Source organism: Kitasatospora sp. NPDC059462, assembly GCF_042749955.1.
GTDB lineage: Bacteria > Actinomycetota > Actinomycetes > Streptomycetales > Streptomycetaceae > Kitasatospora.
This window is the reverse complement of the sequence record NZ_JBHYUU010000013.1, coordinates 17458-30238: the sequence shown is the minus strand read 5'-3', so window position 1 is coordinate 30238 and position 12781 is coordinate 17458. Positions and strand designations below refer to the sequence as shown.

General features: G+C 75.5%; 5 protein-coding genes. 3 read left to right on the top strand and 2 right to left on the bottom strand.

Annotation, left to right across the window (positions count from 1 at the left end):
* The first annotated feature begins 21 nt into the window (after positions 1-21).
* Positions 22-6660 carry an SDR family NAD(P)-dependent oxidoreductase gene (locus ACFXAM_RS06045; protein WP_380287922.1) on the top strand — a complete coding sequence of 2213 codons (6639 nt, stop codon included), beginning with the start codon at positions 22-24 and terminating at the stop codon, positions 6658-6660.
* Positions 6661-6759: 99 nt separating this feature from the next.
* Here the strand turns inward: ACFXAM_RS06045 and ACFXAM_RS06040 are convergent, their stop codons facing one another.
* On the bottom strand, positions 6760-7362 hold the full coding sequence (locus tag ACFXAM_RS06040; protein WP_380287852.1) for a TetR/AcrR family transcriptional regulator: 603 nt from the start codon (positions 7360-7362) through the stop codon (positions 6760-6762).
* A 64-nt stretch (positions 7363-7426) separates the two neighbouring features.
* Between ACFXAM_RS06040 and ACFXAM_RS06035 the strand changes: the two genes are divergently transcribed.
* Both ACFXAM_RS06035 and ACFXAM_RS06030 read left to right on the top strand, forming a co-directional pair.
* Complete coding sequence (locus tag ACFXAM_RS06035; RefSeq protein WP_380287850.1) at positions 7427-8443, top strand: ATP-binding cassette domain-containing protein; 1017 nt, start codon at positions 7427-7429, stop codon at positions 8441-8443.
* Complete coding sequence (locus ACFXAM_RS06030) at positions 8440-9288, top strand: ABC transporter permease (protein WP_380287848.1); 849 nt, start codon at positions 8440-8442, stop codon at positions 9286-9288. The genes ACFXAM_RS06035 and ACFXAM_RS06030 overlap by 4 nt, the downstream gene beginning before the upstream one ends.
* A gap of 115 nt (positions 9289-9403) precedes the next feature.
* Here ACFXAM_RS06030 and ACFXAM_RS06025 read toward each other — a convergent pair whose 3' ends face one another.
* Positions 9404-12781, bottom strand: a complete 3378-nt coding sequence (locus tag ACFXAM_RS06025) for an amino acid adenylation domain-containing protein (protein WP_380287846.1) — start codon at positions 12779-12781, stop codon at positions 9404-9406.

The following is a 12781-nucleotide window of genomic DNA, read 5'->3' as shown; positions in this document are numbered from 1 at the left end:
ATGCCTGCATCAGTCGAAGAGATCACCAACGCGCTGCGGGAATCGGTCAAGGAGACCCGGCGGCTGCGGCTGCGCAACGACGAGCTGGAGGCGAAGCTCGGCGAGCCGATGGCGATCGTGGCCATGGCCTGCCGGCTGCCCGGCGGGGTGAACTCGCCGGAGGAGTACTGGCGGCTGCTGTCCGAGGGCCGGGACGCGGTGGCCGGCTTCCCGGCGGACCGGGGCTGGGACCTCGCCGGGCTGTTCGACCCGGACCCCGACCACCCGGGGACCTCGTACGTCCGCGAGGGCGGCTTCCTGGACGGGGTGGCGGGCTTCGACGCGGAGTTCTTCGGGATCTCCCGGCGCGAGGCGCTCGCCATGGACCCCCGGCAGCGGCTGCTGCTGGAGACCACCTGGGAGCTGTTCGAGAACGCCGGGGTGGACCCGGCGGGCCTGAAGGGCAGCCGGACCGGGGTGTTCGTGGGCGCCGGTCCCACCGACTACCCCCACAACATCGAGGGCTACGCGGTCGCCGGGACCACCCCGAGCGTGCTGTCGGGCCGGCTGTCCTACGTGTTCGGGCTGGAGGGCCCGGCCGTCACCGTGGACACCGCGTGCTCGTCCTCGCTGGTGGCGCTGCACCTCGCGGGGCAGGCGCTGCGGGCCGGCGAGTGCTCGATGGCGGTGGTCGGCGGCGTGGCGCTGATGTGCAGCCCGAAGGTGATCGTCGAGTTCAGCCGCCAGCGGGCGCTGTCCGCCGACGGCCGGTGCAAGGCGTTCGCCGACGCCGCGGACGGCTTCGGGTTCGCCGAGGGCGTCGGCCTGGTGCTGCTGGAACGGCTCTCCGAGGCCCGGCGGCGCGGGCACGAGGTGCTCGCGGTGATCCGGGGTTCGGCGGTGAACCAGGACGGCGCGTCGAGCGGGCTGACGGCGCCGAACGGGCCGTCCCAGGAGCGGGTGATCCGCCAGGCGGTGGCGGACGCCGGCCTGACGCTGCGCGACGTCGACGTGGTGGAGGCGCACGGCACCGGCACGACGCTGGGCGACCCGATCGAGGCGCAGGCGCTGCTGGCCACCTACGGACAGGACCGGCCCGCCGGGCGGCCGCTGCTGCTCGGCTCGGTGAAGTCCAACATCGGCCACACCCAGGCCGCGGCCGGGGTGGCCGGTGTGATGAAGATGGTGCTGGCGATGCGCCACGGGGTGGTGCCCAGGACGCTGCACGTCGACGCGCCGAGCCGGCACGTCGACTGGTCGGTGGGCGACATCGAGCTGGCGGTCGAGCCGGTGCCGTGGCCCGACGGCGGACATCCGCGCCGGGCGGGCATCTCCTCGTTCGGGGTCAGCGGCACCAACGCCCACCTCGTCGTCGAACAGGCCCCGGCCGGCGAGGGCACGGCTCCCGCCGCCCGGCCGTCCGCCCCCGGGGCCGGCGCCCCGGCGGGGGAGGGGCTGCCGGTCCTGGCGTGGGTGCTGTCGGGGCGCGGCGAGCAGGGTCTGCGCGGGCAGGCCGCCCGGCTCGCGGAGTTCGCCGGGGCCCACCCGGAGGTGACCGCGCCGGACACGGCCCGCGCGCTGCTGCGGCGCGGGGCGCTGTCCCACCGGGCCGTCGTGCTCGGCTCCACCCGGGCCGAGCTGCTCGCCGGACTGGACGCCCTGGCCGCCGAGCAGCCCTCGGCCGCCGTGGTCCGGGGAACGGCGCGCACCCGGTCCGGGGAGGCGGTGCTGGTCTTCCCCGGCCAGGGATCCCAGTGGCGGGGGATGGCGCTGGGGCTGCTGGAGACGTCCCCGGTCTTCCGCGACCGGCTCGCCGCCTGCGAGCAGGCGCTCGCCCCGTTCACCGGCTGGTCGGTGCGCGACGTGCTGCGGGAGGCGCCCGGCGCCCCGGACCTCGAACGGGTGGACGTCGTCCAGCCGGTGCTGTTCGCCGTCATGGTGTCGCTGGCCGCCCTGTGGCGGTCCGCGGGCATCGAGCCCGCCGCGGTGGTCGGGCACTCCCAGGGCGAGATCGCGGCCGCCTGCGTGGCGGGCGGGCTGTCCCTGGAGGACGCGGCCCGGGTGGTGGCGCTGCGCAGCCGCGCCCTGCGCTCGCTCTCGGGCCTGGGGGCGATGGCCTCGCTGGGCCTGGGGCCCGAGGAGGCCGAGGCGCGGCTGTCCCGGTGGGACGGCCGGCTGGTGGTCGCGGTGGTGAACGGGCCGGGCTCCGTGGTGGTGTCCGGGGACGCCGACGCGATCGCCGAGCTCGTCGCCGAGCACCAGGACTCCGAGGTCCGGGTGCGGCTGCTGCCCGTCGACTACGCCTCGCACTCGCCGCACGTCGAGCGGATCCGGGAGGAACTGCTCGCCCGGCTGGCCGGGATCGCCCCCGGCCCCTCGCGCATCCCGTTCTACTCGGCGGTGACCGGCGGCCAGTGGGACACCACCGGGCTGGACGCGGACTACTGGTACCGCAACCTCCGGCAGCCGGTGCGCTTCGACGAGGCCGTCCGGACCCTGGCCGACCGGGGCTACGAGCTGTTCGTGGAGGCGAGCCCGCACCCGGTGCTCACCGTGGGCGTGGAGGAGACGCTCGCCGCCGTGGACGCCGCCGCGGTCGTCATCGGGACGACGCACCGCGACCGCGGCGGCCCGGACGACTTCCTCGGCTCGGTCGCGCAGGCGTACGTCCGCGGCGTGCCGGTCGCCTGGGAGGCGCTGCTCGGCGAGGGCGAGGGCGAGGGCGAGGGCGAAAGCGGAGACGGGGACGGCGGCGTCAGGCTGCCCTCGTACGCTTTCCAGCGCGAGCACTTCTGGCAGGACCCGGCCGCGCCGTCCAAGGACGCCCTCGGCCGCGCGGGACTGCGGGCCGGCGCGCACCCGATGCTCGGCGCCGCGATCGACGTCGCCGGCACCGGCTCGGTGGTGCTCTCCGGCCGGCTGTCGCCGCAGACCCACGGGTGGCTGGCCGACCACGCCGTCCAGGACCAGGTCCTGCTGCCCGGCACCGCCTTCGTGGAGCTGGCCCTGCGCGCCGCGGCCGAGACCGGCTGCTCCGGCATCGAGGAACTGACGCTGGAAGCCCCCATGCTGATCCCCTCGGCGGGCGCGGTCCAGCTCCAGGTCGTCGCCGGGGCGCCGGACGACTCCGGCAAGCGCCGGGTGACGGTCCACTCGCGGCCGGAGGACACCTCCGTGGACGGCGAGTGGACCTCCAACGCCGTCGGCGAGCTGACCGCCGCACCGCTCGCGGAGGACTTCGCCGACCTCGTGCTCTGGCCGCCGGCCGGTGCGCAGGCGCTGTCCACCGAGGGGATCTACGGGGGGTTCGCGGAGCGCGGCTACGAGTACGGCTCGGCCTTCCGCGGGATCCGCCGGGCCTGGCGCCGCGGCGACGAGGTCTTCGCCGAGGTCGGCCTGCCCTCCCGGCAGCGCGACGAGGCCGGGCGGTTCGGGGTCCACCCGGCCCTGCTGGACGCGGCGGCCCAGGCGGCCGGGATCCTCATGCCGCAGCAGGGCGACGGGGCCGGCACGGGCCTGTGGCTGCCGTTCGTGTTCAGCGAGGTCGCCCTCGCCGCGTCCGGCGCGGCCGATCTGCGGGTCAGGGTGCGGCGGATCGGACCGGACCGGGTGGCGCTGACGGCGGCGGACCTCGACGGCCGGCCGGTCGTCTCGGTGGGCACGATCGTGGTGCGCCCGGTCTCGGCCGAGCAGCTGCGGGCGCAGGACACCGGCGCACGGCGTGACGCGCTCTTCCGGCTCGACTGGACGCCCGTCACCGCGCCCGTCACCGCGCCCGTCACCGCGGCCGGGTCCGGCCCGGGCGCGGCCCGGCCGCGCTGGGCGGTGCTGGGCGCGGACCGGGCGGCGCTGGTGCGGCGGCTCGTCGACGCCGGCGCGGCGGTCGACGGGTACGACGACCTGGCGGGGCTGCGCACGGCGGTCACGGGCGGCGCGCCCGCGCCCGACCTGGTGGTCCTGGGCGTCCCCGAGCCGGCCGGACCGCTCTCCGGGGACGGCGAGGACCCGCTGCCCGCCCGCGTCCGGGTGGTCGCCGCGGATGCGCTGGCGGTCGCCCAGGAATGGCTGGCGGCCGACGAACTCGCCTCCGCCCGCCTGGTGTTCAGGACGCAGGACGCGGTCGCGGCGGCCGACGGGGACGGCCTGACGAGCCTGGCCTCCGCCACCGTGTGGGGCCTGGTGCGCAGCGCGCAGACGGAGCACCCGGGCCGGTTCGTCCTGGTCGACGACGGCACCGGGGCGGACGACACCGGATCCGCGCAGCACTGGGCGGCGGTCGCGGACAGCGACGAGCCCCAGTTCGCCGTGCGGGCCGGCCGGCTGCTGGCACCGAGGCTCGCCCGGGCCGACGGCGGCGAGAGCCTGACGCCGCCCGCCGGGGTGGACGCCTGGCGCCTGGAGTGCGGCGGCACCGGGACGCTGGAGGGGCTGCGGCTGGCGCCGGCCCCGGCGCCCGCCGGACCGCTCGGCCCGCGCGAGGTGCGGGTGGCCGTGCGCGCGGCCGGCCTCAACTTCCACGACGTGGTCGTCGCGCTGGGGCTGCTCCCCGGGGAGACGGACCTCGGCGGCGAGGGCGCGGGCACGGTGACGGCGGTCGGCAGCGAGGTCCACGACCTGGCGCCGGGGGACCGGGTCCTGGGCCTGCTGACCCACGCGTTCGGCCCGGTCTCGGTGACCGACCACCGGCTGCTCGCCAAGGTCCCCGAGGGGTGGTCGTTCGAGCAGGCCGCCTCGGTGCCGGTGGCCTTCCTCACCGCACACTACGCGCTCTACGGGCTGGCCGGGCTGCGCTCCGGCGAGTCGGTGCTCGTGCACGCCGCGGCCGGCGGGGTCGGCATGGCCGCCGTCCAGCTGGCGGAGCACCGCGGCGCGCGGGTGTTCGCGACCGCCGGCGAGGGCAAGTGGCCGGTCCTGCGGTCCGCCGGACTGGACGACGCGCACATCGCGTCCAGCCGCACCCTCGACTTCGAGCGGCACTTCGCCGGGACCAGCGGGGGCCGGGGCGTGGACGTCGTGCTGAACTCCCTGGCCGGGGAGTTCGTCGACGCCTCGCTGCGGCTGCTGCGGCCCGGTGGGCGGTTCGTCGAGATGGGCAAGACCGACGTCCGGGACGCCGAGGACGTCGCCGGCCGCCACCCGGGGGTCGGCTACCGGGCCTTCGACCTGAACGAGGTCGGCCCGGAGCGGATCCGCGAGATGCTGACCGAGATCATGGACCTGTTCCGCGCCGGTGCGCTGGCGCTGCCGCGGCTGACCACCTGGGACGTGCGCCGCGCCGTCCCGGCGTTCCGCCACATGAGCCAGGCCCGGCACGTCGGCAAGATCGTGCTGACGGTCCCGAAGGCGCCGGACCCCGAGGGGACGGTGCTGGTCACCGGCGGCACCGGGACCCTGGCCGGGCTGGTGGTGCGGCACCTGGCCGGGCGCGGTGCCCGGCACTTCGTGCTGCTGAGCCGCAGCGGCCCCGCGGCGCCCGGCGCGGACGAGCTGCGGGCCGGGCTGGCGGAGCTGGGCGCGAGCGTCGACCTGGTCGCCTGCGACGTCGCGGACCGGGCCGATCTCGCCAAGGCCCTGGCCGCGGTCCCGGCGGACCGCCCGCTGACGGCGGTGGTGCACGCGGCCGGCGTCCTCGACGACGGGGTGCTGCCCTCGCTCACCCCGGAGAAGATCGACGCGGTCATGCGGCCCAAGGCCGACGGCGCCCTGCACCTGCACGAGCTCACCGCGGGCGCCGATCTCGCCGAGTTCGTGCTGTTCTCCTCCGGCGCCGGGCTGACCGGCGCCCCCGGACAGGGCAACTACGCGGCCGCGAACGTGTTCCTGGACGCGCTCGCCTCCCACCGGCGGGCCGCCGGCCTGCCGGCGACGTCGACGGCGTGGGGCCTGTGGGAGGAGACCAGCGCGCTGACCGCCGGCATCACCGGCTCCAACCGGGCCCGCATCACCGGGTACTTCGCCCCGCTGTCCACCCCGCAGGCGCTGGCGATCCTCGACGCCGCCCGCGGCTGCGCCGAGCCGGTCCTGCTGGCGTCGCGGGTGCGCACCGACCGGCTGCGGGCCCTCGCCCGCGACGGCCACCTGCCGTCGCTGTGGCGCGGTCTGATCGCCACGCCGGTCCAGGTCCGGGCGGCGGGCGCCGACCCCGCCACCGGGGTGGCGCGGCAGCTGGCGTCGCTGGGGGAGGCCGAGCGGCTGGAGTTCCTGCTCCGCCTGGTGCGCTCGCACGCGGTCGCCGCCCTCGGCGGCGGCGACGCGGAGGCCATGGAGCCGGACCGCCCGTTCCGCGACCTCGGGTTCGACTCGCTCACCGCCGTCGACTTCCGCAACCGGCTGGCCGGCGCGACCGGCGGCCGGTTCCCGGCGACGCTGGTCTTCGACCACCCGACCCCGGCCGAGCTGGCCGGCCACCTGCGGGCGACGCTCGTCCCCGAGGCGGCGCCGAGGTCGGAGCCGGTGCTCGACGCGATCGACGGCCTGGAGCGGTCCCTGCTGGGGGAGGCGCCGGACGACGAGCTGCGGGAGCGGATCACCAGGCGCCTGCGGGCGCTGCTGAGCCGCTGGGACGACGCCCGCCCGCCGTCCGGGGCGCCGTCGTCCGGGGCGGCGGAGGTCGCCGTCGACTCCGCGAGCGACGACGAGCTGTTCGCCCTGCTCGACGGGGACTTCCCCGACACGCCCTGAGGTCCGTCCTCGAACCCCCCGCCGTCCGGCCGACGGGGGGTTCGAGCCGCGTCCCGGACGTCGCGGACCCGGCAAGGATCCAAGAGACAGACCCCAGCCCTAGAGCGCTCCGCTCCCGCCGCAGAGGCGCTGGGCGCTCTCCAGGCACAGCGCCTCCGCCGCGGAGGTGGTGAGGCGGTGGGCGGCGGCCTCCGCGGCGGCGGTGTGCTGGAGGCCGATGACGGCGGCGGCGAGCCAGCCGGCGGGGTGGGAGCGGTCGAAGACGCCCTCCTGCTGGCCCCGGTGGACGAGGCGCTCCAGCCGGGGCGGCACGACCTCGGAGAGGGCGTTCTGGCCCGGCCGCGGGGCCCCGGGGACGGTGGGGTCGAGCAGCAGGGGATGGCGCAGCAGGAACTGCCAGCCGGCGCCGAGGAAGCGGGCCAGGGCCTCGGCGGGCGGGCCGGCGTCGAGGTCCGCCTCGTCGAGCGCGGCGAGGTACTCGGACGATGCGGCCTCGGCGAGGGCGGACACCAGGGCGTCGCGCGAGGCGAAGTGGGCATAGACGGTCTGCCGGGTGACGCCGGCCTTGGCGGCGATGTCCTCCATGCTCGCGTCGCGCCGTTCGGCGAGCAGCACTCCGGCCGCGTCGAGGATGGCGGCGATGCTGCGCCTGGCATCGGCCCGGAGGCGGCGTCGGGGGGCGGTCTGGTGCGGGTCGTCCATGGATCGACGGTAAGCGTTCCACCGAAGACTTGACAAGACGTAAGAGATGTCCAAGTCTTACGTCATGTCAAAGAAAAGCTTGGGTGGAGATCATCCGGCGGTCGAGGCACACGGTCTGGTCAAGGTCTACAAGGGCAACCGGGCACTGGACGGGATCGACCTCACGATCCCGCGCGGTCAGGTCTTCGGGTTCCTCGGCCCCAACGGGGCGGGCAAGACCACCACGATCCGGATCCTGGCCACCTTGACCGGGCTGGACGGCGGCACGGCCCGCGTCCTCGGCCACGACGTGCGGACCGAGGCGGACGCGATCCGCTCCAGGGTGGCGTTGACCGGGCAGTACGCCTCCCTCGACGAGGACCTGACCGGCTACGAGAACCTGCTGATCCTCGGCAGGCTGCACGGCCTGTCCCGGGCCGCCACGCGCCGGCGCGCCGACGCCCTGCTCTCCGCGTTCGACCTGACCGAGGCGGCCGGCCGCGCGGTGGGCGGCTACTCGGGCGGCATGCGGCGCCGGCTCGACATCGGCGCCAGCCTGATCATCACCCCCGACCTGCTGTTCCTCGACGAGCCCACCACCGGCCTCGACCCGCGCAGCCGCAACCAGGTCTGGGAGCTGGTCCGCCGGGTCGCCGCGGCCGGCACCACCGTGCTGCTCACCACCCAGTACCTGGAGGAGGCCGACCAGCTCGCCGAGCAGATCGCGGTCATCGACCACGGCCGGATCGTCGCCGAGGGCACCAGCGCCCAGCTGAAGGCCCAGGTCGGCTCCGGAACCGTGCACCTGCGACTGCTCGACGGCGAACAGCGTCCGCAGGCGCTGCAGATCCTGGCCGCGACCGTCGAGGGCGCCGTCCAGCTCGCCGCCGACCCGCTCAGCCTGTCCGTGCTGCTCGCCGACCGCCCGCACGCCACGGACGTGGCCCGGCTGGTCGGGCACGCCATGACCCGGCTCGCCGACGCGGGCGTGGGCGTCGCGGACTTCTCCCTCGGCCAGCCCAGCCTGGACGAGGCCTTCCTCACCCTGACCGGCCACCGGGCCGGCCAGGGCGCCGACGACCGTGAGGAGCCGGGCCCATGAGTGCCCCTGCCGTCCCCGTCCGCCCCGCCACGGCGGAGGCCGACCCGATCGACGTCCTGCTCGCCGAGGGCCGCGAACGCCACCACGCCGGGGCGCTGACGGCCTCGGCCGCCTTCGGCCGGCGCGCCCTGCTCAAGATCAAGCACGATCCCAAGCAGCTGGTGGACGCGACCGCGATCCCGATCCTGCTGACCGTCCTGTTCACCTACCTCTTCGGCGGTGCGATCAGCGGCTCGACCAGCGAGTACCTGAAGGCGCTGCTGCCCGGCGTGCTGGGCATGAGCATCTCCATCGTCACCATGTACGGCGGGGCCCGGCTGGCCCAGGACATGCAGACCGGGGCCTTCGACCGCTTCCGCGGCCTGCCGGTCTGGCGCGGCGCCTTCGTCTTCGGCGGACTGCTCAGCGACGCCGGGCGCTACCTCTTCGCCTCCACCATCGTGGTGGGCCTCGGCCTGCTCATGGGCTACCGGCCCGACGGCGGCGTGGTGGGCGTGCTCGCCGCGGTCTGCCTGGTCATCGCCTTCGGGGTCGCGCTGTCCCTGGTGTGGTCCATGCTCGCCCTGGTCGTCCGCGACCCGGCCGTCGTCCTCAGCATCGCCAACGCCGTGCTGATGCCGCTCTCCTTCGCCAGCAACATCTTCGTCACGCCCACCACCATGCCGGGCTGGCTCCAGGCCTTCGTCGACGTCAACCCGCTCAGCCACCTCGCGACCGCCGCCCGGGACCTGATGAACGACACCGGTGACGCCGGCGGCGCGGTCCTCTGGTCCCTCGCCGCGACCGCCCTGATCGTCCTCGTCTGCGCCCCGGTCACCCTGCGCCTCTACAGCAAGCAGGGCTGACGCCGCCCGGCCCCGCCGGCGCGCGGCCCCGACGCGGGAGCCCGTGCCGGACCCGATGCGAGAGCCCGTGCGAGAGCCCCGCCCGGAACCGGGCGGGGCTCTCGCGGCGCTCCGCTCAGACGCCGGCGCGCATCGCGGCCGCCAGCCGGGCGACCGTGGGGTTGTCGAAGAGCTTGCGCAGGCCGTCCTCCTGGCCCTCGGTCATGCCGAACTCCCGGCCGATCCGCTCCAGGACGCCGATCGCGTGCAGGGAGTCCCCGCCGAGCTCGAAGAAGTTGTCCCCGGTCCCGAAGTCGTCACGCTCCAGGGCCTCCTGCCAGATCCGCAGCAGGGTGCGCTCCAGGTCGTCCTGCGGGGCGGCCGGCCCGGTGCCGGCCTGCTGCTCGCGCGGGGCGGGCAGGGCCGACACGTCGACCTTGCCGTTGGCGCTCAGCGGCAGCTTCGGGATGAGCAGGTAGTGGCGCGGCACCATGTACTCGGGGAGGACCTCCTCCAGCGCGGCGCGCAGCGCGGCGGCCTCGGGGTGGGTCCGTCCCGCGGTGGCCTCCCCCTGCTCGGGCACCAGGTAGGCGACCAGCTGCCGGCTGCCCGTGCGGGGGTTGGTGTCCACGGCGACCAGCGCGTCCTGGACGCCCGGGTACTGCCGCAGCGGGGCGGTGATCTCGCCGAGCTCGATGCGGTAGCCGTTGAGCTTGATCTGCGAGTCCTCGCGCCCCAGGAAGTCGATGTCCCCGCCCGGGAGGTAGCGGCCGAGGTCGCCGGTGCGGTAGAGCCGCTCCCCGGTGCGCGGGTGCGTGACGAAGCGCTCGGCCGTCCGCTCGGGGTCGGCCCAGTAGCCGCGGGCCACGCCCACCCCGCCGATGTGGATCTCACCCGTCGCCCAGACCGGACAGGGCTCCAGCCACTGGTCGAGGACGTGCATGGTCTGGTTGGCGAGCGGCTTGCCGTACGGGATCCGAGACCACTCCGGGGGCACCGCGCCGATCGGGTACGCGATCGACCAGATGGACGCCTCGGTGGCGCCGCCCTGGCTCATCACCACGGCCTGCGGGTAGAACCCGCGGATGCGGTCCGGCAGGGCCACCGGGATCCAGTCGCCGCTCAGCATGACCAGCCGCAGCCGGTCGCCGGGCGGGGCGGCGGCCGGGTCGTGCGCCTCGATCCACACCTGCATCAGCGCCGGCACGCTGTTCCACAGCGTCACCCCGTGCCGCTCCACCAGCTCCGACCAGTGCTGCGGCTCCTGGGAGCGGCCCGGCTCCGGCAGGACGACCGCGCCGCCCGCCGCCAGCAGGCCGAAGACGTCGTACACCGAGAGGTCGAAGCTCAGCGCGGACAGCGCCAGCACGCGGTCCTGCGCCGTGACCCGGTAGCGGTCGTTGAGGTCCTGGACGGTGTTCGCCGCGGCCCGGTGGTCGATCATGACGCCCTTGGGCGTGCCGGTCGAGCCGGAGGTGAAGATCACGTACGCCAGGTCGTCCGGGGCGGGACCGGTGGCCGGCGCGGTGGCCGGTGCGGAGCGCACCTCCTCGTCGTCCAGGGTCACCAGCCGCACGCCCTCGGGCCAGCAGAGCTCCTCCCGCAGCTTCGGGGTGGTGACCACCACCTCGACCCGGCCCTGCTGGATCAGCTGCTCGCGCCGGGCGGCCGGCCAGCCCGGCTGGACCGGCAGGTAGGCGGCCCCGGACCGGGTGACACCGAGGGCCGCCGCGACCTGCGCGTACCCCTTCTCGGCGATGACCGCGACCAGGGTGTTCGGCGTCGCGCCGAGCGACTGCAGCGCGTGGGCCAGCCGATGGGTGTCGTCGAGCAGTTCGCCGTAGGTGTGCTCGCCGTCGGCCGCGATCACCGCGACCGCGTCCGGCGTGCGCGCCGCCTGCTCCTCGACCAGGCCGCAGAGCGTGCGGTCGGGGATGGGCGCGGCGGTGGCGTTGGCCAGGCGGCGTTCCTCGGCCTGGGCCCGCGGCAGCAGGACGAGCTCCCGCTCGTCCCAGGCGGCCTCGTCGCCGAGCCGCTCCAGGACCGCGTGGTGGGCCCGGAACATCTCGTCCACCATGCCGTCGGGGAACAGCCCCTCGACGAAGTCCCAGTTGACCAGCAGCTCGCCGCGGTCCTCCAGCACCTGGTAGTCCAGCCAGACCTGCGGCGTCTGGCTGACGCCGTACACGACGTCGCCGAACACCTGGGCGGTCCCGGCGGGCCCGTCCGCGGAGTCGAAGCCGATCATGCTGGTGAACACCACCGGCATCGCGGCCCCCGGCCGGCCGCCGAGCCGCCGGGCCCGCTCCCGCAGGACGCGGATGCCCGAGTAGGCGGAGTGCCCGAGGTCGTCCAGCAGCTGGTGGTGCAGCTGCTTGGCCCGCGCGGTGAAGGAGTCGCCCGCGTCGGCCCGGGTCTCCAGCAGCACCAGCGAGGTGAAGTCGCCGATCACCTCGCCGAGCTGCGGGTGCAGCGGCGGCCGGTTGAACAGCGTCAGGTTCAGGGTGAGTTCGGGCCGCTTGGACCAGCGCCGCAGCACGTCGGCGTAGACGGTGACCAGCACCGCGGACGGGGTGAGCCCCCGGCGGCGGGCGGTCTCCTTGACGGCGGACCACTGCTCGCGCGACAGCCGGGCGTGGTGCCGGGCGAACCGCGGGCGGGAGAGCTGCCCGGGCTGGACGGCCAGCGGCAGTTCCGGGGCGGGCGGCAGCTGGTCGAGCCGGTCCAGCCAGTACTGCTTGTCGGCCTCGAAGCGGGCCTCGCCCTGCTGGCGCTGCTCGGCGAGCACGAAGTCGCGGAAGGTGACCTCGATGGGGTCGGGCGGGGAGTCCGGCCGGCTGTAGAGCCGGAACCAGTCGCGCTGGAAGATGCCGAAGCTGTACCCGTCGATGACCAGCATGTCCAGGCTCAGGTGCAGCCGCCAGCGCCGCTCGTCCAGCCGGGTCGCGTGGACCTCGAACAGCGGCCAGCGGTCGGCGGGCAGCACCTGGTGCGCCAGCCGCTCCCGGATCCGCTCGATCCCCGCCTCCTGCGCCGCCCCGTCGAGGCCGGACAGGTCCGTGACGGCGATGTCGTACGGCGGGACCTCGGGCAGGACGCGCTGACGGCCGTCGGGCTGGATGACCGCCCGGAGCATGTCGTGGCGCCGCACCAGCTGGTCGAGGCTGCGGCTCAGCCTCGGCACGTCGAGGTCGGCGGCGTCGAACTCCAGGTAGCAGTGCGTGGAGTTGCCGCCGAGCTCCACCGACGGCGTCCGGCCGACCCAGTACGCCTGCTGGATGTCCGTCAGCGGGAAGGGCTCGTGCCGCTGCGCCGGCTGCGGTTCGATCCGCGCGGGCTCGTCCCGGCTCTGGGAACGCGTGATGATCTCGATGAGTTCGTCCCGGCGGAGCTTGATCTCCTCGCGCAGTTCGGAGGTCAGCGCGCCGGGTGGGGCCGTCAGGTGGAGTTGGCCGTAGACCACTCGCATCCTGATGCCGCGGCGGTACAACTCGGCGAAGAGGTCCGTGCTCAC